This is a genomic window from Nocardiopsis synnemataformans (assembly GCF_965343085.1).
GTDB lineage: Bacteria > Actinomycetota > Actinomycetes > Streptosporangiales > Streptosporangiaceae > Nocardiopsis > Nocardiopsis alborubida.
Genome location: NZ_CBDRFA010000098.1, coordinates 1 through 21,472, shown reverse-complemented (window position 1 = coordinate 21,472; position 21,472 = coordinate 1). Strand labels below are relative to the sequence as shown.

At 72.7% G+C, this 21,472-nt stretch carries 21 protein-coding genes; 12 read left to right on the top strand and 9 right to left on the bottom strand.

The window, feature by feature from the left end; translation table 11 throughout:
• The first annotated feature begins 293 nt into the window (after positions 1-293).
• Positions 294-1,652: a dihydrolipoyl dehydrogenase family protein gene (locus tag ACSIH6_RS35410; RefSeq protein WP_435112685.1), complete on the top strand. Its 1,359-nt coding sequence runs from the start codon at positions 294-296 to the stop codon at positions 1,650-1,652.
• Positions 1,653-1,683: 31 nt separating this feature from the next.
• Here the strand turns inward: ACSIH6_RS35410 and ACSIH6_RS35405 are convergent, their stop codons facing one another.
• The 3 genes from ACSIH6_RS35405 to ACSIH6_RS35395 all read right to left on the bottom strand — a co-directional run bounded on the left by ACSIH6_RS35405 (position 1,684) and on the right by ACSIH6_RS35395 (position 3,656).
• Entirely contained in the window at positions 1,684-2,535 is an 852-nt protein-coding gene (locus ACSIH6_RS35405; RefSeq protein WP_435112684.1) for a siderophore-interacting protein, read from the bottom strand.
• 214 nt (positions 2,536-2,749) lie between these two features.
• Positions 2,750-3,289, bottom strand: a complete 540-nt coding sequence (locus ACSIH6_RS35400; RefSeq protein ID WP_435112683.1) for an AraC family transcriptional regulator — start codon at positions 3,287-3,289, stop codon at positions 2,750-2,752.
• Positions 3,290-3,377: 88 nt separating this feature from the next.
• Positions 3,378-3,656, bottom strand: coding sequence for a hypothetical protein (locus tag ACSIH6_RS35395; protein WP_435112682.1), 279 nt, complete (start codon positions 3,654-3,656; stop codon positions 3,378-3,380).
• Positions 3,657-3,895: 239 nt separating this feature from the next.
• On the opposite strand from ACSIH6_RS35395, the gene ACSIH6_RS35390 reads away from it, so the two are divergent.
• Positions 3,896-5,152 carry a hypothetical protein gene (locus tag ACSIH6_RS35390; RefSeq protein ID WP_435112681.1) on the top strand — a complete coding sequence of 419 codons (1,257 nt, stop codon included), beginning with the start codon at positions 3,896-3,898 and terminating at the stop codon, positions 5,150-5,152.
• A 145-nt stretch (positions 5,153-5,297) separates the two neighbouring features.
• On the opposite strand, the gene ACSIH6_RS35385 is transcribed toward ACSIH6_RS35390, so the two are convergent.
• A complete protein-coding gene (locus tag ACSIH6_RS35385) occupies positions 5,298-6,314 on the bottom strand; it encodes an N-acetylglucosamine kinase (protein WP_435112695.1) in 1,017 nt (338 codons plus the stop codon).
• Between the two features lie 211 nt (positions 6,315-6,525).
• On the opposite strand from ACSIH6_RS35385, the gene ACSIH6_RS35380 reads away from it, so the two are divergent.
• Entirely contained in the window at positions 6,526-7,794 is a 1,269-nt protein-coding gene (locus tag ACSIH6_RS35380; protein ID WP_435112680.1) for a GNAT family N-acetyltransferase, read from the top strand.
• Positions 7,795-8,491: 697 nt separating this feature from the next.
• On the opposite strand, the gene ACSIH6_RS35375 is transcribed toward ACSIH6_RS35380, so the two are convergent.
• Entirely contained in the window at positions 8,492-8,953 is a 462-nt protein-coding gene (locus ACSIH6_RS35375; RefSeq protein WP_435112679.1) for a GNAT family N-acetyltransferase, read from the bottom strand.
• Between the two features lie 334 nt (positions 8,954-9,287).
• Between ACSIH6_RS35375 and ACSIH6_RS35370 the strand changes: the two genes are divergently transcribed.
• Positions 9,288-10,553, top strand: a complete 1,266-nt coding sequence (locus ACSIH6_RS35370) for a GNAT family N-acetyltransferase (protein ID WP_435112678.1) — start codon at positions 9,288-9,290, stop codon at positions 10,551-10,553.
• 138 nt (positions 10,554-10,691) lie between these two features.
• Here ACSIH6_RS35370 and ACSIH6_RS35365 read toward each other — a convergent pair whose 3' ends face one another.
• Both ACSIH6_RS35365 and ACSIH6_RS35360 read right to left on the bottom strand, forming a co-directional pair.
• Complete coding sequence (locus ACSIH6_RS35365; RefSeq protein WP_435112677.1) at positions 10,692-11,750, bottom strand: aminotransferase class V-fold PLP-dependent enzyme; 1,059 nt, start codon at positions 11,748-11,750, stop codon at positions 10,692-10,694.
• Positions 11,751-11,841: 91 nt separating this feature from the next.
• On the bottom strand, positions 11,842-12,375 hold the full coding sequence (locus tag ACSIH6_RS35360) for a MarR family winged helix-turn-helix transcriptional regulator (RefSeq protein WP_435112676.1): 534 nt from the start codon (positions 12,373-12,375) through the stop codon (positions 11,842-11,844).
• A 356-nt stretch (positions 12,376-12,731) separates the two neighbouring features.
• Between ACSIH6_RS35360 and ACSIH6_RS35355 the strand changes: the two genes are divergently transcribed.
• From ACSIH6_RS35355 to fahA, 5 genes are all read left to right on the top strand, one after another.
• A complete protein-coding gene (locus tag ACSIH6_RS35355; protein ID WP_435112675.1) occupies positions 12,732-13,694 on the top strand; it encodes an MBL fold metallo-hydrolase in 963 nt (320 codons plus the stop codon).
• 74 nt (positions 13,695-13,768) lie between these two features.
• A complete protein-coding gene (locus ACSIH6_RS35350; protein WP_435112674.1) occupies positions 13,769-15,526 on the top strand; it encodes an FAD-dependent monooxygenase in 1,758 nt (585 codons plus the stop codon).
• A gap of 35 nt (positions 15,527-15,561) precedes the next feature.
• Positions 15,562-16,770 (top strand): homogentisate 1,2-dioxygenase, encoded by a 1,209-nt coding sequence (locus ACSIH6_RS35345; protein WP_435112673.1) that lies wholly within the window; start codon positions 15,562-15,564, stop codon positions 16,768-16,770.
• Complete coding sequence (locus ACSIH6_RS35340; protein ID WP_435112672.1) at positions 16,767-17,615, top strand: hypothetical protein; 849 nt, start codon at positions 16,767-16,769, stop codon at positions 17,613-17,615. The genes ACSIH6_RS35345 and ACSIH6_RS35340 overlap by 4 nt, the downstream gene beginning before the upstream one ends.
• 136 nt (positions 17,616-17,751) lie before the next feature.
• Positions 17,752-18,966, top strand: a complete 1,215-nt coding sequence (gene fahA / locus ACSIH6_RS35335) for a fumarylacetoacetase (RefSeq protein ID WP_435112671.1) — start codon at positions 17,752-17,754, stop codon at positions 18,964-18,966.
• 335 nt (positions 18,967-19,301) lie between these two features.
• Here the strand turns inward: fahA and ACSIH6_RS35330 are convergent, their stop codons facing one another.
• Together ACSIH6_RS35330 and ACSIH6_RS35325 are read right to left on the bottom strand one after the other, a co-directional pair.
• Positions 19,302-19,529, bottom strand: coding sequence for a MerR family transcriptional regulator (locus ACSIH6_RS35330; protein WP_435112670.1), 228 nt, complete (start codon positions 19,527-19,529; stop codon positions 19,302-19,304).
• Positions 19,530-19,711: 182 nt separating this feature from the next.
• Positions 19,712-20,164 carry an ATP-binding protein gene (locus ACSIH6_RS35325; RefSeq protein ID WP_435112669.1) on the bottom strand — a complete coding sequence of 151 codons (453 nt, stop codon included), beginning with the start codon at positions 20,162-20,164 and terminating at the stop codon, positions 19,712-19,714.
• A gap of 252 nt (positions 20,165-20,416) precedes the next feature.
• On the opposite strand from ACSIH6_RS35325, the gene ACSIH6_RS35320 reads away from it, so the two are divergent.
• The 3 genes from ACSIH6_RS35320 to ACSIH6_RS35310 all read left to right on the top strand — a co-directional run.
• Complete coding sequence (locus ACSIH6_RS35320) at positions 20,417-21,223, top strand: helix-turn-helix domain-containing protein (protein WP_435112668.1); 807 nt, start codon at positions 20,417-20,419, stop codon at positions 21,221-21,223.
• Positions 21,220-21,387 (top strand): DUF397 domain-containing protein, encoded by a 168-nt coding sequence (locus tag ACSIH6_RS35315; RefSeq protein ID WP_435112667.1) that lies wholly within the window; start codon positions 21,220-21,222, stop codon positions 21,385-21,387. The genes ACSIH6_RS35320 and ACSIH6_RS35315 overlap by 4 nt, the downstream gene beginning before the upstream one ends.
• A 3-nt stretch (positions 21,388-21,390) precedes the next feature.
• Positions 21,391-21,472, top strand: an 82-nt coding sequence (locus ACSIH6_RS35310) for a DUF397 domain-containing protein (RefSeq protein ID WP_435112694.1), incomplete at its 3' end; no start/stop codon positions are given.

Below are 21,472 nucleotides of genomic sequence, written 5' to 3'. Positions count from 1 at the left end.
CGGCGGTTCCTTTCGGACGGGGTGGCGGGCGAGACGCCGATCGGCCATTCCACCACGTCCGGGGCGCGTGCGCCGCGCGTGGGCGCTGTGACGCGCCGCACGGGGGTTCCGCCGCCGGAGGCGACCCGAACCGTGGCGCGTCCAGGTGCTGCGCGGCCGTGACCCGGACACCGGCGTCCCGGCCCGGACCTGGCTGCGCGGACCCGGCGGATGACGGTGTGTCGGGGCTTCCCCTGGGACACGGACAGGCGACACCATCGGGGGTGACCGGGACCCGGGCGGAACGAGGACACATGCAACACATGGACGCGATCGTCATCGGAATGGGGCCGGGCGGCGAGACCGTCGCGAGTCGGCTGCTCGCCGCCGGGAAGCGCGTGGCGGTGGTCGAGCGCGAACTCATCGGTGGCGAGTGCGGCTACTGGGCCTGTATCCCCACCAAGGTGCTGCTGCGCCCGCCGGAGGTGCGCCAGGAGGCCGACGGCGCCGCCGGGGTCTCCCACCCGGACCTGCGCTGGCCCGAACTGCGCGACTACCGGGACCAGATGATCCGCCACCTCGACGACTCCGCGCAGGTCCAGGGGTACCGGGACCAGGGCGCCCTGGTCCTGCGCGGCGAGGGGCGCGTCACCGGCCGCGACCCCTGGCGGGTGGCGGTGGGCGACACCGAGCTCACCGCCGACCACGTCGTCGTGGCCACCGGTTCGGAGGCGGTGCGCCCGCCGATCGAGGGACTGGACGACCTGGACCCCTCCGTGGTGTGGACCAACCGGGAGGCCACCACCCTCACCGACGTCCCCGGCCGGGCCCTCGTGGTCGGCGGCGGCGCCGTGGGGGTGGAGCTGGGTCAGTTCCTGGCCCGGATGGGCACCCAGGTCACCCTGGTCCAGCGCGGCCCGCGCCTGGTGGACCGCGAGGAACCCCGGCTGTGCGAGCTGATCAGCGACCAGTTCGACCGTGACCGCGTCACCGTGCACCTGAACACCGAGGTCTCCGCGGTGGCCCGGGACGGGGACGGGATCCGCGCGACCCTGGACAACGGCGAACACGTGCGGGCGGACGTGGTCGTGCTCGCCACCGGCCGCCGTCCCCGCGGCGGCGGCCTGGGGCTGGAGGAGGCCGGGGTGGAGCTGGACGGCACCGGCCTGCGCGTGGACGAGCGCTGCCGCGCGGCGCCCGGGCTGTGGGGGGTCGGCGACGCCACCGGCCAGGCCCTGTTCACCCACGTGGCCAAGTACCAGGGGCGCGTGGTCGCCGACAACATCCTGGGCACCGACCGGGCCGCCGACTACACCGGCGTGCCGCGCGTGATCTTCTCCTACCCCGAGATCGCCGGGGTGGGGCTCACCGAGGCCCAGGCGCGGGAACAGGGGATCGACACGGCCACCGCCGAGGCCGACCTGCCCCAGACCCTGGCCCGGCCCTGGACCTACGACACCGACCCGCGCGGCACCCTGGGCCTGGTCGCCGACCGCCGCCGCGGGGTGCTGGTGGGCGCGTGGGCGTTCTCGCCCATGGCCTCGGAGTGGATCCACACCGCGGCGCTGGCGATCCGCACCGGCCTGCCGGTCGCGGCGCTGCTCGACTCGATTCCGCAGTTCCCCACGTACAACGAGGCCTACCTCATCGCCCTGGAGAACCTCAAAATGTGAGGCGGCGGCACCGGCGCGCCCGGCGGGGAGGTCAGGACCTCCCCGCCAGGGCGGCCTCCTCCTCGGCCTCCACACCGCGGTTCCACTCGGCCTTGGCGGCCTGCCAGCCGTCCTCGTCGCGGCCCAGGCGCCAGTAGCCCGACACCGACAGCTGCTCCTTGGGCAGGTCGTGCTCGACGCGCAGCAGGCGGCGCAGGTCGCGGACGAAGGCGGCCTCGCCGTGTACGAACGCGTGGACGCGGCCCTCGGGGAAGTCGAGGGCGCGCACGGCGGGGACCAGGACCGAGCCCACGGCCTGGTTTCCCCGGTGCAGCCAGTGCACGCGCACACCCGCGCCGCCCTCCAGCTTCAGCTCGTCCTGGGGGCCGCCGACCTCGACGAACACGTGGGCGGTGGCGTCGGTGGCCAGCGCCTCCACGGCGGCGGCGATGGCGGGCAGGGCGCTCTCGTCCCCGGCCAGCAGGTGCCAGTCGGCCTCGGGGTCGGGGGAGTAGGCGCCGCCGGGGCCCATCAGGCGCAGCCGGTCGCCCGGTTTGGCGCCCGCCGCCCACACCCCGGCCAGCCCGGTGCCGCCGTGGTGGACGAAGTCGAGGGTGAGCCGCCGGGCGTCGGCGTCCCAGTCGCGCACGGTGTAGGTACGGGTGACCGGCCACTCCTCGCGGGGGCGCTCGGCGCGCACGCGCTCCAGGTCGAAGGGCTCGGGGTCGCCGGGCGCGGGCGGCGGGAAGAGCAGCTTGACGTAGCTGTCGGTGTGCCCGTCGGTGGAGAACGCGTCCAAGCCCTCCCCGCCCAGGACGACCCTGACCATGTGCGGGGTGATCTGTTCGACCGCCTCGACCCTTCCGGTGTGGACGGTCCTGGCCCGTCCCTGCCGCTGTGCCACGGCGCCCTCTTTCTTCCGGTATGAGTTAGGTAAACCTAAGTACGACATACCGTAGGGCACAGTGACGCACCAGGGCAAAATCTGTGCCCTGGTGGCGGGACCGGTACCGGTCTCCGTGGCGCAGCCGCCGGGCGACCGGTACCGGAAGACCGCGGCCCAGGCCGTACAGAGGACGACCGGGCCTGTGGGGCGCCTCGTCAGCCGCGGGGCCTGCTCATTCCGGTACCGGGGCCTGCTTCTCCACGGGCAGCCACAGGTGGCCCGAGCCGAGGTCGGGCTCCTCCTCGTGCTCGACGGCCACCAGTGCCGGGCCGGGGGCGGTGCGGTAGGTGGGGTGGGCCGGGAACCACTCGGTGTAGACCGAGAGCCACAGCGCTTGCAGTCCGCGGGGGAACTGCACCCGCTCGAAGGGGAACACCGCCCAGGTGCCAGCGGGGACCTCCAGGCGCTCCATCCCCTCGGGGGTGACGCCGTGGACGGCGCGGAAGGCCCGGGTGAACGCCTCGGCCGAGGAGTACCCGTGGCCGACGGCGATGTCGAGCAGCGTCCTGCGGCACTCCATCACCTCGGCTCCGGCCAGGGTGAGGCGGCGCCGGCGCACGTACTCCGACAGCGGCATCCCCGCCAGCGCGGCGAACTTCCGGCGCAGGTGGTGTTCGGAGGTCAGCGCGGTGCGCGCCATCGCCGCCACGTCCACCGGGCGGCCTGGGTCCTCCTCGACGTGCTCCAGGGCCTTGTTCAACCGGTCCAGCATCGCTTCCCCCTTCGTTCACCGGAGACGTTAACGAGCGCGGACGGTGCGGTTCCCGACAGTTGCCGTGCGTCTGCGATCAAGCCGGGGCTCACGTGGTCGAAGGCGCACGGCAACGGCCTGTTGCACACCGCCGCGGGACCGTGATCGACCTGGCGTAGATGCTGTGCAGGCGCACCTTCCCCGGAGCGCGGTCGGCCGGGGTGAACACCGCGTGCAGCCGCTGTTCTTCGGCGAGCATGTCCGTCCGCGTTCCCAGGACGTAGGCGTGTGGCCCGGTTCGGCGCAACGCCAGCGGCCCGGCCGCCTCCGGGTGGTCCTGGATGTGGTCGAGCGCGGCTCCGGGCACACCAGGCTGTGCGCGTGCCATCGTCCGCCGCGCGCTGGTCCCCGCGGGATGGAAGAATCTCCCCTCAGAACGTAGAACCCACACGAACCCGGACAATGCCCTCGCCGTCAACTGAGTAACCCGCACTCAGCCTGCTTGGACCTGGACCGTGAGAACTCCGGGACCTGACGATGACTCATAGTCCACGGACAATGAGCCAATTCCGTATGACAAGGGGAAAGCTGGCCGCGCCAGCGCCGTGACGAATGAAGACGACGATCATGAAACCCAGGACCACCACGCGAGCGGCAGCCGCCGCGGTCGTGGTCACCCTCACCGCCGGACTCGCCGCCTGTGGCGGCGAAGGGAGTACCGACGGCGCTGAGGCGGGAACGTCCACGACGAACGAATCCCCTACAGAGGAGACCGTCGAGCCCACGCAGCCGACCGTGGCGTCCTTTCCCGTCGGTGAACCCTTCGGTCAGGCCGTCTGGAGCGTCGACGTCGGCGAGGGAGAAAAGACGGTATTCGTTCGGCCCGATCGGGTCTTCGTGGACAACCTGAACCTCGACACCCGCACCATCCACGCGTACACGTCCGAGGGTGCGGAAGCCTGGACATACGAGCTCCCCGATCACGAATACCCTGAGAACGCCAAGATCGGGGTCTTCGACGAGACGGTCGCCGTCCTTGAGCAGGTCGAGACCGAGGCTTCCGGCCTCGACACCGCGAGCACGGTCACCAGGCTGACCGCGCTGTCCCAGGAGGACGGTTCGGTCGTCGCCGAGGAGGAGATCCCGAGTGACGCCCTCTCGATCAACAGCTTCGGGAGCGTTGTCTACTGGGGCGAGGGAGAGGACACTCTCAACTTCGTCACCGAGACGGGCGAGATCGTCGATGTCGAGGCTCCCGACGCGCAGCCCAACAAGGCGGGCTTCGTCAACGGGATCCCGTTCTGGACCGACCGTGCCAGTCACGTCAACACCGCATCGTGGTCATCGCGGGAGGACTTGGGCCTCGATCAGTCGGAGTTCATCGGAGCTGAGGTCCTCGCTGTTGACAACAGGCAAGGGCTGCTCGTTCTCCAGGTGTCCTCGGGCGTAGGGGTGGACCGTTCCTACTACGGGGTGCGAGCGGAGACGGGTGAGGTCGTCTACGAGCTCAGCTGCCCCGGCTACTCGCACTCGGACAGTCAGACCGATATCGCCCGCAACAGCCCGAACGGCGAGTACGGGGTCCTGGAGTCCATCTGGATGTCCGCGGACGAGGGGCAGTGCTTCGGGGGTGAGGACGGGCAGAGGTCGGTCGAACTGATCGCTGTGGACGACAACGGCACCGCCTATGGCGACGCGGCGCTGGGCAGCGGTGGGAGCGACGAGCTGGTGGTCATCCCTGCTGGAGGCGAGCCCGAGGTCTCGGAGGGGCCCACCCCTGTGGGGATCATGAACGGTGACATCGCCGTCCACGTCAACGGGAGCCGCACCGAAGGAACGACCTTCACCGGGGCGACGACGATCAGCGGCAACCCGATCGAGTAGCGACACCGTTCCGAGCGCGCGGAACCCCGTGGACGAGCCGTCCACGGGGTTCCGCTTCCGCCCCATCACAGCGACGTCTCCATCCGCTCCGCCTCGTACCCCTCGGTCCTCTCCGGCGGGCGAACGTTGTGCCCGGTCACCGACCTCAGGCGGCGTCGGGGCGGTCCTTCCCCGGAGCGCGGTCGGCCAGGGTGAACACCGCGTGCAGCCGCTGGTCGTCCTCCGGCGCACCCGCCCGCAGGGCCGCCAGCCAGGCCGCCGCGCCCGCCGTACACCCGGCCGCGGCGACCTCGGCCCCGGACGCGCACAGCGCCAGCTTGCGGGTGAGCGCCGAGCGCACGGGCTCGGACCGCGAGAGCACCCCGCCCGCCAGCACCACCGGCAGGTTCTCCCCGGGCGAGCGCACCTGGTGCACCGAGTGCGCCAGGTGGCCCGCGGCGGCCTCCACGATCACCTCGGCCGCCGGATCGCCCTGCGCGTGGGCCTCGCTGACCAGGGGCGCCAGCGCGGCCAGCGTGACCGGGGCGGCGGCGGTCAGGGTCCGGGCGAAGTCGCGGGCGTGCTCCTCGGACAGGTGGTCCTCCCCCTCCGAGGGGCGCTGACCCGGAATGACCTGCTTGGCCACCGCGCGCGCCAGCGGACTCAGGTCCCCGCCCCGGGACAGCTGCCGCGCCGTCTCCCGGGCCGCCTGGTGCCCGATCCAAAAACCCGACCCCTCGTCGCCGATCAGCCACCCCATGCCGTCCGCCGAACGGGTCCGCCTGCGCTCCTCGACCCGGGTGGCGATCGCCCCGGTCCCCGCGATCAGCACCGTGCCGTCGGGCCCCGGGGTGCCCGAGGCGAAGGCCACCTCGTCGTCGCCGGTGAACACCGTGCTCTCCGGCGCCAGTCCCACCCCGGCCAGGGCCCGCTCCAGGCACGCGCGCACGTCGTCGTCGCGCAGCGCGGACACCCCCGCCAGACCGACCACGCCGAAGGCCACGGCCCCGCGCGCCCGCGGCCCGGCCGCGTCGAGCGCCCCCGCCACCGCCTCGGCCAGTCGGTCGGCGGCCCGGTCCGCGCCGTGGGAGTTGGGGTTGGCGCCACCGGCCCATGCCTCGCCCAGCCGTTCTCCGGCCAGGGTGGCCACCAGCGCCCGGGTGGCGGTACCCCCGGCGTCCACCCCCAGGACGAGTCTGCGCCGGTCGCCCGGCTGGTCGGAGCGGGCCCGGGAAGAAGCGGAGATCGTACGTTTCACAGAGGAGAGGTGCCCCGTCGCGCCGCGTGTTACTCGTCCTGGCGGCCCGGTCTACGCCGCGGACGCGGAAGAGAGCGGGCGGCGCGCCGGAAAATCCACTGGCGTCCTCCCCGGGGCGGCTGAGAGGGTCGGTGCCATGACAGGCGCGCCACAGCACGACCCCTCCCGCCGCGACGACGCTCCCGTGTGGACCGTGCGCGAAGGTACGGAGCAGGACCACCCCGAGGCCGCCAAGGTCTTCTGCGAGGCCCTCAACCTCTCCGTCCGGGAGGTCCTGGACAACGAACGCGACCACCCCACCACCGAGCACGACCGCACCCTGCTCGCCCTGGACGGCGACCGCGTCGTCGGCACCGCCCTGTCCTACGGCTTCGAGATGACCGCGCCCGGCGGGCCCCGCCGAGTCGCGGGCGTGACCGGCGTGGGCGTGTGGCCCACCCACCGCCGCCGCGGCGTGCTCAGCGCGCTCATGCGCCGCCAGCTCGCCGACGTCCGGGACCGGGGCGAGAACCTCGCCGTGCTGTGGGCCTCGGAGGGCGGCATCTACGGCCGCTTCGGCTACGGCATGGCCTTCCGCGAGACCAACGCGACCCTCCAGCGCGCCCACGCCCGCCTGCGCCCCGACGCGCCCCGCGACCCCTCCCTCACCCTCGAACTGGCCGAGCCCGCCGAGGTCCGCCAGGAACTGGAGCGGGTGTACCGCGAGGCGCTGCCCCAGCGCGTGGGCCAGCTCGCCCGCGGCGCCCACTGGTGGAGCCTGGTGCTCAAGGACAAGGAGGCCGACGGGTCCGGGCGGCTGCGCGCGGCGCTGGTGCGCGGCCCCGACGGGCCCCGCGGCTACGCGCTGTACCGTGTCGTCAACCACTGGGAGGACGGCCTTCCCGCGGGGCGGGTCGTGGTGCGCGAGCTGGCCGCCGTCTCCACCGCCGCGCGGATCGCCCTCTACGAACACCTTGTGGACCGCGACCTGACCAGCGAGGCGGTCTTCGAGAAACTTCCCGAGGACGACCCCCTCACCGTCCTGCTGGCCGACCCCCGGCGCCTGGCCCGTAAGGACCTCGACGCCCTGTGGGTACGCCTGGTGGACCTGCCCGGCGCCCTGTCCGACCGCCCCTACGCCACCCCGGTGGACACCGTGCTGGAGGTCACCGACCGTTACGCCCCCTGGAACGCCGGGCGCTGGCGCCTGGAGGCGGACACCGGTGGCGCCCGCGTGAGCCCGACCGACGCCGCCCCCGACCTCGGCCTGGACGCCTCCCACCTGGGCGCCGCCTACCTGGGCAGACGCGCGCTGACCGCCCTCGCCGACGCGGGCCTGCTCACCGAGCACACCCCCGGCGCGGCCGCCCGGCTGGACACCGCGCTGTACGCGCCGCGCTCGCCCTTCTGCGGCACCGACTTCTGAGGACCCGGCCCCGCGCACCAGCCACGGTGCGCGGGGCCGGCGCGTCCCTGGGACTCCTGGAGCCCGCTGGTGGCACGACGGCCATGGAGCTCATCGAGGTCGACAGACTCCAGCCGCCGAACTGCCGGTGGCCTTCACCCGGGAGGGCGCGTACCGCGCCCCGGTGAACGACCTCGCCCTCGTCAGGGGCGCTCTGTCCGCACACGCCCTGCGGCTTCGCGGCCCCGCCCTCTGACCTGGCCCAAACGGGTGGAGGCCGAGACCAAACTCGCCCGCCGCGAACGCACGGCAAAGAAGACCCAGAGGGACGGCGGCATCCCCAAGATCCTCGCGGGCAACCGGGCAACCGGGCAACCGGGCAACCGGGCAACCGGGCCAGCAAGGCGCAGGCCTCGGCCGGTGCGATGCGCGAGCGCGCTGGAGAACGTGCGGGTGGTCGCCCCCGGCACGCCGCCGGGCGAGGTCCGCAACCAGCTCGCCCGCCTCCTGTTGCGCGGTCCTGGTCGTCAGCCACGACCACGGGTTCCTGCGCAGGACCGGGATCGACACCGTCCTGGAGACCGACCGGAAGGGAGGCCTGCGCCAGCGCGCCGCACTGGGGGACTGACACCGACCGGCGTCCGCTTCGACATCCGCCGGGAAGGGGCCCGGCGGATGCCGAAGGCGGGGGAGGCCGGGTCTCTCACCTGGCTCCGGACTACCCGGCGTCGCGGGTCCACCGCCCCATGGCGGGCCACTCCCTGTCGGGGTCGTGCACGGGCGTGAACCCGCACCGGAGGAAGAACTCCACCCTGCCCTCGGCGCCCTCGCCCTCCTCGGGCAGCAGGAACACCCACGCGACCCCGGCCGCGCGGGCCCGGTCCACGAACCCCTCCAGCAGGCCCCTGCCGACCCCGCGCCGTCTCCACCCCGGGTCCACCACCACCGCCAGCACGTACCCGTGCGGCGGCGGTGCCGGGCTTCCCGATCCCTCGTAGACGCCGTCCAGCACGCCCTCCACCCACCCCACCACCGCGCCGTCCGCGTCCGCGACGAGCACCACCATGTCCTCGGGCAGCAGCGAGGCCGGGTAGCCCTTCTTGTCCAGGTGCGGTGAGGCGCGACCGATCAGGGCGGCGATACCCGGGCCGTCCCCGGGACGAGCAGAGCGCACGATCATGGCAGCACGGTAGTCCCGGCCGCGGTCGGCCACCAGTGCGCACACCGGAAGCTTCGGGCACCCACACGGAACGCCCCGCAGCCGCACGGACGGCGCCGGACCCGCCCGCACCGGGAAAAGGAGTGGCACGCCTCCCGGTGGAGTCCCTACGTTGTGACTCTGGCCATGCGCGTCCTGTGTGCCGTGCGCCCCGCGCCGGGACCCACGGACGCGCTGCCTGGGCCCCGTGCCCGGAACGTGTCAGTATCGCCCTGAACATGAAATGGACCCGGGGCTCGTCTCGCCTGCGCCGCGATACGCCGATCTCCGGTTCGAAGAGTGGAGGACCGCACACGTGAACGCCGGAGGGGACATCTCCCCGACCGAATGGACCGTACGGGGAACCGACCGCGACGAGTACCCCGAGGTGATGCGCGTCGTCGGCGAGGCGCTGCTGGCCACGGATCCGCCCGCGGAGCGCGAGCCCTTCCAGCGCCCCCTCCTGGACGCCGAGGGCTACGACCGCGTCCTGGTCGCCGTGGACGGGGACGAGATCGTGGGCGCGGTCAACGACTTCGCCTTCGAGATGGCCCTGCCCGGCGGCCCGCGCCCGGTGGCCGGGGTGACCGGCGTGGGCGTGTGGCCCACCCACCGCCGCCGCGGCGTGCTCAGCGCGCTCATGCGCCGCCAACTCGCCGACATCCACGCGCGCGGGGAGCGCTACGCCGCCCTGTGGGCCTCCGAGGGCGCCATCTACGGCCGGTTCGGCTACGGACCGGCGGTCACCGAGATGGAGACCGGCGTCCGCCAGCCCCACGCCCGCCTGCGCGCCGACGCGCCCCGAGACCCCGGCCTGCGAGTCCGCCTGGCCGACCCCGAGCAGGTGCGCCCGGACCTGGAGCGGGTCCACCGCGAGGTCGCCTCCGTCCAGGTCGGCCAGTTCCAGCGCGCCGCCCACTGGTGGGACCGGGTCCTGCGCGACCAGGCCTCGTTCCGCGAGGGCCGGGGTCCGCTGCGGGCCGTGGTGGTCAGCGGCACCGACGGACCGCTGGGCTACGCGCTCTACCGCACCCGCAACAGGTGGGAGCGCGACGGCTCGCGCGGAGAGGTGTACGTCAAGGAGGTCGCCGCCACGACCCCGGCCGCCTGGACCGCCCTGTACGACCACCTGTTCAACCGCGACCTGATCACCGAGATCTCCTTCGACTCCGTGGCCGTGGACGACCCGCTGCGCCACCTGCTCGTGGACAGCGGCCGGGCGGCGCCCACGCTCTACACCTCCCTGTGGGTGCGGCTGGTGGACGTGCCCGGGGCGCTGTCCGAGCGCTCCTACACCGTGCCCGTCGAGGCGGTCCTGGAGGTCGCCGACCGGTTCGCCCCGTGGAACGCCGGACGCTGGCAGGTCAGGGCCGACACCGACGGTGCCCGCGTGGAGGCCACCGACGCCGCCCCCGACGTCAGCCTGGACGTGTCGCACCTGGGCGCCGCACACCTGGGCCAGACCACCCTGGACGGCTACCTGCGCGCGGGCCTGATCACCGAGCACACCCCGGGAGCGGTGGAGCGCCTGGACGCGGCCCTGCGCCGCTCCCGGGCGCCCTTCTGCGGTCTGGTCTTCTGAGAGGTCCGGCCTCGACCTCCGTGTTCCGGCGACAGTGGCGGCCCGGCCTCCGCGTTCCGCTGACGCCTCCCGGCCGCTTCGGGAACCGGACACACCCAGCGGTCCGGCTCCGCCCACCGGCGGGGCCGGACCGCGTCCTCACCCCTGGAGCGCCTTGACCAGCCGGTCCACGTCGGACTCGTCGTTGTACAGGTGGAACGCCGCTCGCAGCCGCCCGTTGCGGGCCGCGGTGGCGATCCCCGCCCCGGCCACGCGCTCCACCGCGTCCTCGGGCGCGGGGACCGACACGATGGCCGACCCGGCGGGCTCCATGTCCATGGCCTCGCGGAAGCGGTCGCCCAGCGCGGCGTCGTGCTCGCGGATCGTCTCCACCCCCACCTCCTCCAGCAGGGACAGCGTCTCCTCCAGCCCGACCCACGCCCCCCACACCGGAGCCAGGTCCAGGCGCCGCGCGCCCTCGGCCAGCCGCAGCGGGCCGCCGTAGAGGGAGTTCCAGGGCTCCCGCGTCGCGTACCAGTTCGCGGCCAGCGGGGAGAGTGCGGCCAGCGCCTCCTCGGTCCCGGTGAGCAGGGCGGAACCGCGCGTGCCCAGCAGCCACTTGTAGGCGGCGCACACCGTGTAGTCGACCCGGTCCACGGGCAGGGGCAGCCACCCGGCGGCCTGGGTGGTGTCCAGCAGCAGCCGCGCCCCGTGGTCGGCGCAGGCCGCGATCAGGTCCTCGACGGGGGCGATCGCGCCGTCGGCGGACTGCACGGCCGAGACGGCCACCAGGTCGGTGCCCGGGCCCACCTGCGAGGCCAGGTCGGCCAGGGGCACCTCGCGCACGCGGACCCCCGCGTCCGCCCTGGCCAGGAAGGGGTGGACGACCGAACTGAACTCGTGGGCCGCCGTCAGCACCCGCGCGCCCGGGGCCAGGCTGGCGGCGACCGTGCCCACGAACTGGGAGACGTGGGTGCCGATGGCCACGTCGGCGGCGGACACCCCGTTCAGGCGCGCGTAGGCGGAGCGGGCGCGCTCGACGCCCGCGTCGGCCCCGCCCGGCTGGAACCGGCCCGCGGCCACGTCGCGGGTGTGCCGCTCCAGGGCCCGTAGCGCCCGCCGGGGCGTGAGGCCGTGCGTGGCGGTGTTGAGGTAAGTGTTCTCGGCGGAGAACTCCTGCTGCGCGGCCCGCAGGCGGGCCCGTCCGGCTTCGTCCATGCCACCGATGCTCACAGCGCGGCGGGGGCCGCGCAAGGTCCATTCCGGCCGGGAGCGGACTGCCTTTCGCGCCGTCGGGGGAGCCGAGCCCTCAGATGCGGAACTTGGCCTCGGCCTCGGTGGAGCCCGCCATGAGCTTGTTGAGCAGGCGCACGAGTTCCTGGCGCTCGTCGGGTTCCAGGGCCTCGGCCCAGGCGCTCTCGCGCCGGTTGTGCGCCCGGAAACCGCCGAGGATCGCCCGGTACCCGGCCTCGGTGAGGCTCAGTTGGAGGGCGCGCCGGTCGTGGGCGGCGCGCTCGCGCACGATGAGCCCGTCGCGTTCGAGGGTGTTGAGCAGCGCGGACAGCGCGGCCCGGCTCATGCCCGAGATCTCGGCGGTGGTCTTGGCCTCCATGGGTCCGGCCAGCCACAGCGCGAAGATCACCCGGAACCCGGGCCAGGTGAGCCCGCGCGGGCGGTGCACGGACGACTCCAGGTCGTAGATGACCATGTTCGTCGCCCGGTTGAGGGTCAGGACCATCCGCATGGCGTCGGCGTTCACGGAGGGCAGTTCCTGCTCGGCCTTCCGCACCGCGTAGTCCACGAAGGACCAGAAGGTGAGTTCGGGGGCGGTGTCGTGGGTCACGCCGGTCAGCCTAGTGCCTGGCCTCCTGGCGAGACCGGTCGCGCCAGGCCCGCGCGTCCGCGCTGGCCGGGCACGTGGGCCTTCGGCTCTCGGACACGGCGGGCGGCCCGGCGCGCGCGTCCGCACCGGTCGGAGCCGCCGCGGCGCCGCGTCCGGCCGACGTCGGCCGCGCTCGTGAACCGCCACGTGGGAGGCGGCTGGCACGCACGACCCCGTCGTATCATGTGATCTGTATCACTCGGTGGCGGGCTCCACGCCTCTTGGTCCTGTGGCGCGGAGCACGTTATGGTCAGGATCATCAAACCTTTGATCAATTGGGCGGCGGCAGCCGTCCGGAGCGAGTGAAGGGCCCGACCATGGCAGCCAAGCCGTTCGCCTCATCCGCCGACACCCAGGCCAAGGAGCAGACCCTGGAGGTCCTGGCCGACGGCGTCTACGCCCTCACCGCCGAGGGCGACCCGAACGTGGGCGCCATCGAGGGCGAGGACTTCCTCGTGGCCTTCGAGGCCCTGGCCACGCCCGCCGCCGCGGGGGAGTGGCTCGCCAAGCTGCGCGAGCACACCGACAAGCCGATCCGCTACCTGGTGCTCTCGCACTACCACGCGGTCCGCGTCCTGGGCGCCAGCGCCTTCGACGCCGAGATCATCCTGACCCACGAGAAGACCCACGAACTCATCCGCGAGCGCGGCGAGGAGGACTGGGCCAGCGAGTTCGCCCGCATGCCCCGCCTGGCCAAGGACGCCGACTCCGTGCCCGGGCTGACCTGGCCCACGCAGACCTTCGCCGACCGCACCACCATCGACCTGGGCGGCGACCGCGGCGAGCTGGTCCTCCAGTACTTCGGACGCGGCCACACCGAGGGCGACATCGTCGCCTGGCTGCCCAAACAGGGGATCCTCTTCGCCGGGGACCTCGTCGAGGCCCAGGCCGCCCTCTACACCGGCGACGCCTTCCACCGCGACTGGGCCGGGGCCACCCTGGACGGGGTCAAGGCCCTGGGCGCCGAGATGCTCGTCGGCGGGCGCGGCGCGGTCAGCCGCGGCCGCGAGGAGGTCGACGCCGCCATCGAGCAGACCCGCGGCTTCCTCGACGTCATGATCCGCGAGGTCGGCGCCGTCCACGAACGCGGCGGCACCCTCAAGGAGGCCTTCGAGGCCACCCACGCCGCCCTCGTCGACGACTACGGCCACTGGCCCATCTTCGAGCACTGCCTGCCCTTCGACGTCTCCCGCCTGTGGGACGAGTTCTCCGGCATCGAACGCCCGGTCATCTGGACCGCCGAGCGCGACCGCGAGGTCTGGGACCAGCTCCAGGGCTGACCCGCCGCCCCGCCCACAGATTCCCGACCCCTCCCACGCCCGTACGGGGCGTCCACGCCGAACGGAGCCACCAGATGCGACCCCCCGCTCCACGCACCCCCGCGGACACCGCCGCCGACCCCGTCCTGGTGCTCGGCGCGGGCCCGGTCGGCCAGACCGCGGCCCTGCTGCTGGCCCGGCGGGGCGTCCCCGTACTGGTCGTGGACGCACGGCCCGAGCGCGACGCCGTCGGCTCCAAGGCCATCTGCCAGCAGCGCGACGTGCTCGACGTCTGGGACTGGCTGGGCGCCGGGCGGATCGCCAAGGAGGGGCTGACCTGGGACACCGCCCGCACCTTCTACCGCGACAGCGAGCTGTTCAGCGTCCGCCTCCCCGACCCGGGCGCCTCGCCGCTGCCGCCGTTCGTCAACATCTCCCAGTCCCGCACCGAGGAGGTCCTCGACGAGCGCCTGGCCGCCGCCGGGGTGCGCACCCTGTGGAACCACCGGGTCAGCGGCGTCGCCCAGGACGCGCGCGGCGTCACCGTCGAGTGCCAGACCCCCGACGGCCCCGTCCGTCTGCGCGGCACCCACGCCCTGTCGTGCCTGGGCGCCCACGGCGGGGCGGTCCGCGAGGCCCTGGGCCTGTCCTTCGACGGCACCACCTTCGACGACCGCTTCCTCATCTGCGACATCCGCGCCGACCTGGCCGGATGGGAGCGCGAACGCCGCTTCTACTTCGACCCCGAGTGGAACCCCGGGCGCCAGGTGCTCATCCACCCCTGCCCCGACTCGGTGTACCGCATCGACTGGCAGGTGCCCTCCGACTTCGACCTCGACGCCGAGGAGGCCAGCGGCCGACTGGAGGCCCGCATCCGCCAGATCATCGGCGATCGGCCCTACGAGATCGTCTGGCACTCGGTCTACCGGTTCCACACCCGCGTGGCCGAACGCATGCGCGCGGGCCGCGTCCTGCTGCTCGGCGACAACGCCCACCTGGTCGCCCCCTTCGGCGCCCGCGGCCTCAACTCCGGAGTCCAGGACGCCGAGAACGCCGCCTGGAAGATCGCCTACGTCCTGGCCGGATGGGCGGGCGAGGAACTCCTGGAGAGCTACCACGCCGAGCGCCACGCCGCCGCCCTGGAGAACGCCGACGTCACCAGCGCCACCATGCGCTTCCTCGTCCCCCAGGACGAGGAGGAGCACCGCACCCGCCTGACCGTGCTCGAAGCGGCACTCACCGAGGAGGCGGCCCGCGCCCGGGTCGACTCCGGGCGCCTGGCCGAGCCCTTCTGGTACACCGACTCGTGCCTGACCACGCCCTGTCCCGAGCGGCCCTTCGGCGGCAGGCCCCCGCGCGGCCAGGCACCCGCCCCCTGCCCCGGGGTGGTCCTGCCCGACGCTCCCGTCGACCTGCCCGTCGACCTGCCCGTCGACCTGCCCGGCGCCGACGCGCCCGCGCGCCTGCGCCCCCTGCTGCGCGAGGGTCTGACCCTGCTGGTGGGCGCCGCGCCCGACGGCACCGACCCCGACTCGTTCCTGGAGGGCGTGCGCGCCGCCGCGCGCGAGGTCACCCCGGCACCCGTCACCGCCCTGTACCTGGACCGGATCGACACCACCGGCGCGCTGACCAGGGCACTGGTTCCCGAACCGGGACAGGTGTGGCTGGTGCGCCCCGATGCCCACGTCGCCGCCGTCGTCGCGGGCGCCGACCCCGACGCCGTGCGCGCGGCCGTGCGCACCGCGCTGGGGTTCGCCCCGGCCCCGCCGGTCCCCGCCGCGGATCGAGCCGAGGACCGACCCGGCGCCGCAGCCCCCGACCCGCGCGGCGACGAACCCGCCCCGACCGCCTGACCCGGACCCACCCCACACGGAGGGAGAACACCGCCATGGCCTACTACCGCCAGGTCGGCGAGGTGCCCCGCACCCGCCACACCCAGCACCGCACCCCCGAGGGCGGCCTGTACTACGAGGAGCTGATGGGGGAGGAGGGCTTCTCCGCCGACTCCTCGCTGCTCTACCACCGCGCCATCCCCTCGGCCATCGTCGACGCCGCCGAGTGGGAGGTCCCCGACCAGTCCCGCACCCGCAACGCCCCGATGGTGCCCCGCCACCTGAAGCTGCACGAGCTGTTCTCCGACCAGGAGTGGAAGGCCGCCGACGTCGTCGAGTCGCGCCGTCTGGTCCTGGGCAACGACGACGTGCGCATCTCCTACGTGGTCGCCGGGGCGCCCTCGGAGCTGTACCGCAACGGCATCGGCGACGAGTGCGTGTACGTGGAGTCGGGCGCCGCCCGCGTGGAGACCGTCTTCGGCCTGCTGGAGGTCGGCCAGGGCGACTACGTCATCCTGCCGCGCGCCACCACCCACCGCTGGGTGCCCACCGGCGGCCAGCCCCTGCGCGCCTACGTGGTGGAGGCCAACAGCCACATCGCCCCGCCCAAGCGCTACCTGTCCCGCTACGGGCAGTTCCTGGAGCACGCCCCCTACTGCGAGCGCGACCTGCGCGGCCCCTCCGAACCGCTGCTGGTTGAGGGCGAGAACGTCGACGTGCTCATCAAGCACCGCGGCGACGGCCCCGGGGGCATCTCCGGCACCCGCTACACCTACCCCACCCACCCCTTCGACGTCGTGGGCTGGGACGGGTGCCTGTACCCCTACGTCTTCAACGTCGCCGACTTCCAGCCCATCACCGGCCGCGTCCACCAGCCGCCGCCCGTGCACCAGGCCTTCGAGGGCCACAACTTCGTCATCTGCAACTTCGTGCCACGCAAGGTGGACTACCACCCCGGTGCCATCCCGGTGCCCTACTACCACTCCAACGTGGACTCCGACGAGGTCATGTTCTACTGCGGCGGCGACTACGAGGCCCGCAAGGGGTCGGGGATCGGCCAGGGCTCCATCTCCCTGCACCCCGGCGGCCACTCCCACGGACCCCAGCCCGGCGCCTACGAACGCAGCATCGGCGCCGAGGCCTTCGACGAACTCGCCGTCATGGTCGACACCTTCCGCCCGCTCGACCTGGGCGAGGGCGGCCTGGCCAGCGACGACGGCGTCTACGCCTGGTCCTGGGCCGGGGGACGGAGGGAGCGGCGGTGAGCGCGGTGCTGTACCGAGGCCTGTTCGACGACGCCGCGCTCTTCCCGCCCGGCAACGCGCCCATGGGCGGGGCGCTGCCCGCCCACCGCGCTCACCGGGCCGGACCGCGCGCCGAGTACGTCGGCCCGTTCCTGGTCTCCGACGCCCGCGTGGGCGAACTGCGCGCCGTCCTGGCGCGTGAGGAGCCGGGCCACGGCCCGCTCGCGGTCGTGGTCACCGTCCCCGGCGGCGCCGAGGGCGTCGCCCCCGCCGTGGCGGCCGTTCGCGCCGACCCGGCGCTGCGCCTGGCCGGGGTGGAGGCCGCCGCCGCCCCCGGAACGGCGGCCGAGGTCGCCGCGCGGCTGGACGAGCACCTGCCGGAGGGGGCCGAGGGGTTCGTGGAGGTCTCCCGCCAGGGGGACGTGCCCGCCGAACTGCGGTCCCTGGCGGGCACCGGCCACAGCGCCAAGTTCCGCACCGGGGGACTCACCGCCGAGGCCCATCCCAGCGAGGAGGAGCTGGCCGAGTTCCTGCACGCGGCCGTGGGACTGGACGTGCCCTTCAAGTGCACGGCCGGACTCCACCACGCCGTCCGCCACACCACCGCCGAGGGCTTCGAACAGCACGGGTTCCTCAACGTGCTGCTGGCCACGGCCGCCCTGCTCGACGGGGTCTCCGAGCGGGAGGCCGCCCTCGTGCTGGCCGACCGCGACGGCCCGCGCCTGGCGGCCCTGGCCGCCAAGCTCACCGATGACGAGGTGCGGCGGGTGCGCGGCCGGTTCCGCTCCTTCGGCACGTGCAGCGTCACCGAACCGCTGGAGGACCTGGTCGTGCTCGGGGCGCTGCCCGCCTCCCGCGCACGCTGAACCGTCCGGTCCGAGGGCCCGCCCGCTCCAAGGGCCAAGGGGCCTGCTTGCTTCAGGGGCCCGTCCGTTCCGAGAACCCGCCCATGTGAAGAGCCCCCCGCTTCGAGAAACCGTCCACTCCAAGAAAGCGAACGCCATGCCCGACAGCTGGCTCGACCTCGCCCCGGACGCGCAGTTCGGCCTGGCCACCCTGCCCTACGGCGTGTTCGGCACCGCCGACGACCCCGCGCCGCGCACGGGCGTGGCCGTCGGTGACCACGTCCTGGATCTGGGGGCCGCGGCCCGCGCCCTGGACGCGCCCTTCGCCGACACCGTCGACCGGCCCAGCCTGGACGCCCTGCTGGCCGCCGGAAGGCCGGTGTGGGACCAGGTGCGCGCCGCGCTCACCGACTGGTTCACCGACCCCGCGCGCGCCGAGGCCGTGCGCCCGCACCTGGTGGACCGGGCCTCCGTGCGCATGCGCTTGCCCTTCACCGTCGCCGACTACGTGGACTTCTACGCCTCCGAGCACCACGCCAGCAACGTCGGCCGCATGTTCCGCCCCGACCAGGAGCCCCTGACTCCCAACTGGAAGCACCTGCCCATCGGCTACCACGGGCGTTCGGGCACCATCGTGGTCTCGGGGACCGACATCGTGCGTCCCACCGGCCAGCGCAAGCCGCCGACCGAGCCTGTTCCCGTCTTCGGGCCCTCGGTCCGCCTGGACATCGAGGCCGAGGTGGGCTTCGTCGTCGGGACCGGGACCGAGATGGGCGAGCGCGTGGCGGTGGACGACTTCGCCGACCACGTGTTCGGGGTGTTCCTGCTCAACGACTGGTCCTCCCGCGACCTCCAGGCCTGGGAGTACGTGCCGCTGGGGCCGTTCCTGGGCAAGTCGTTCGCCACGTCGGTCTCGCCGTGGATCGTGCCGCTGGCCGCGCTGGAGTCCGCGCGCGTCGAGCAGCCCGTCCAAGACCCGGAGCCGCTGCCCTACCTGAGGGGGAGTGGGCCCGGGGGGCTGGACCTGCGGCTGGAGGTGCGGCTGAACGGGCACCTGATCTCCGTGCCGCCGTTCGCGCAGATGTACTGGACGGCGCCGCAGCAGCTCGCGCACATGACCGTCAACGGAGCGTCCCTGCGGACCGGGGACGTGTACGCCTCCGGTACGGTCAGCGGCCCCGAGCGCGAGCAGCGGGGGTGCCTGCTGGAGCTGACCTGGAGCGGGAAGGAGCCGTTGAGCCTGCCGGACGGCACCGAGCGTACCTTCCTGGAGGACGGTGACGAGGTGGCTATTACTGCTACCGCGCCGGGCCCGGATGGGACCACCGTGCACTTCGGCGAGGTGACCGGAAGGATCCTTCCCGCGCGGTAACCGAGGGATTGACGGTTTTCGGCCCCGGTCGCGGTTCGCCACAGGCGGATCGCGACCGGGGCCGTGCCGTGTTGGGTGGCACGTCCGGTGCCGCCAGGGATGGACACCCCGAGCGTGCGCGGAGTGCGACACCGGCCTTCTGCGGAACCGGACTTGGCGGTTACTGGTTCCGGCACACACGTCGAAGGGATGACCTGTGGGATTTGCGATGGGGGACAAGGCCCATGTCGGCTCTGCTCCCCACCGCCCGGCACCGTGTGCCGGTCGCCGCCTCGGGTTCCCCAACTGGCGAGGCGGCAGTCATTCCGCGCGGTCGTGAGACCGCCCGGGGGCTCTCACTCCGACGCGGGCGTCGGGGAGGCTGTGGGGTCCGGCTGGTTCAGCAGGGCGGCGACGTGTTCCTTGGGGTAGCGGCGTGCTCCGCCCAGGGTGCGGAACGGTTTGAGCACGCGGTCCCAGTCACCCCGGTGGAGGCTGCGGGTGCGGATGCTGAACAGGGCGGCGACTTCGCCTGGTGTGAGGACGTCGGGGCAGCCGTTGAGGAGGTCGCGGTAGTCGGGCATGAGGGGCTTTCCGTGTTTGGTGAGCGTGGTGGAAGCGGTGGAGCGGGTGGGGTGGCTGGTGGTCCCGCCCTCCCGGGGAAGGAGAGGGCGGGACCCGGGGCCGGTACGGAGGACACCGGCCCTGGTCCGCGCCGCCACGGGGGGACGGCACGGAGACTGGAAGGATGACCAGAGAGGTTGGGTTACCAGGGGAAGACGGCGCGAACGGTGATCGCGCCGCAGGAGTGCTGTTTCCAGTCCCAGTAGGAGCACAGTGCCTCGACCAGGCGCAGCCCGTTGCCGCTGGGGCGGAGGGGTTCGGGGGCGGGTACGCGCGGGAACGTGGCGGCCATCTCTGGCTTTGGCCCGTTGTCGGTCACCCGTAGCTCCAGGTGGCGCGGAGTGCGCTCGACCTCCACACGGATGGTGCCTCCGGGGAGCCCGGAGGCCGAGTGACGCAGCGCGTTCGTGGTCATCTCGCTTACGGCGATGCTGACCGGTTCGGCCAGGCTGGGCCGGGAACGGGTGGCCTGCGCGGCCCAGCGGCGGGCAATCTTGACGTGGCCCAGGTCGGGGCCGAGCAGGATGCCTGATTTGGTGTCGGTTCCGCACAGTCGGCGTGGAAGTGCCGGGGCCTGGACGATAGGCTTGTTCATGTTTCACCTCGGGGCTTTCGGGGTGGAGCATTTTGCCTCGGAGACCGCTCTCACCTTCGGTCTTCGGGGCTTTTTGCTGCTGTCAGCTGTTCGGGTGCCCTGGTCACCTTTTTGTGTGGTCCAGAGCTGCATCTAGGGACCACCCTGCCTGAGCAGGCAATAGACACTCCAGGGGTGGCCGGTTATTGGATGCGAAGTTCTACAAGGCCTTCCTATCCGTGGCCGTTCGTGTTCTCGGTCATGCCACCTAAGATGACCCCTGCCGAGCGAGCTGCGGTTAAGCAATTCGGTAATGAACTCAGGCGTTTGAGGGATTTGGCCGACATGTCCCAAAAGGAGCTTGGTGTCCAGACTGGCACTTCAAAGCAGCAGGTAGGGGCTGTGGAGAGAGGAGAGCGGAAACCCTCGAAGAGGTTCGCTGAACTCGCTGACTCGGCTCTGGAATGCCACGGAATCCTACGGAACCTGTGGCCTGGAGCACGTCAAGCTCAGCCATGGTGGTTGCAAGAGTTCGTGGAGCTGGAGGAGAAGGCCCAAGCGATCTACGAGTTTCACCCGCAAGCCGTTCCCGGACTGCTCCAGACAAAAAGCTACGCATGTGCTTTGGTCGAGGCGGCTTTCCCGCCCCTGTTGCAGACCGAGAAGGACCAGGTCATCTCCGCTCGGTTTCAGAGGCAGGAGATCCTTGAGCGGGAGGCTCCACCGCTCACCCTGTTCGTCATTGATGAGGCGGCTCTCCGTCGGTCTGTGGGTGGTGAAGCAGTCATAAAGGAGCAGTTGAGGAGGTTGCTCGAAGCAGCCTCTAAGCCTCGCGTGCAGATCCAGGTCCTTCCCTTGGACCGAGGAGCTCATAGCGCGATGAACGGGCCGCTGGTCATACTGAACATGGCGCATGCGGAGTCTCTTGTGTACGCCGAGACCCCCGGATCAGGCCAGGTGATTACGGACCCTGGGGTCGTGGCAAACTGCGTTGAGCAGTTCGGGGACCTGCGCGGCGTCTCGCTATCGCCGGTCGAGAGCTTGCGTTTCATCGCATCGCTAGGAGGAGAAGGCACGTGACCCACGAGTGGCACAAGTCCAGCTACAGCGGCAACACCGGGCACTGCGTCGAGGTCCGAGAGGGCGCCCTCACAGACGTGCGCGACACTCAGAATCGGGACCAGGGGCATCTGACGTTCACTCGTCAGGAGTGGACCGCCGTTCTCGCCGTCACGAAGGGATGAACCGTGAGGTCTGACTGGCACAAGGCCAGCTACAGCGCCAACGGGGGCAACTGTGTGGAGGCCCGTGAGGGTGCCATCACAGATG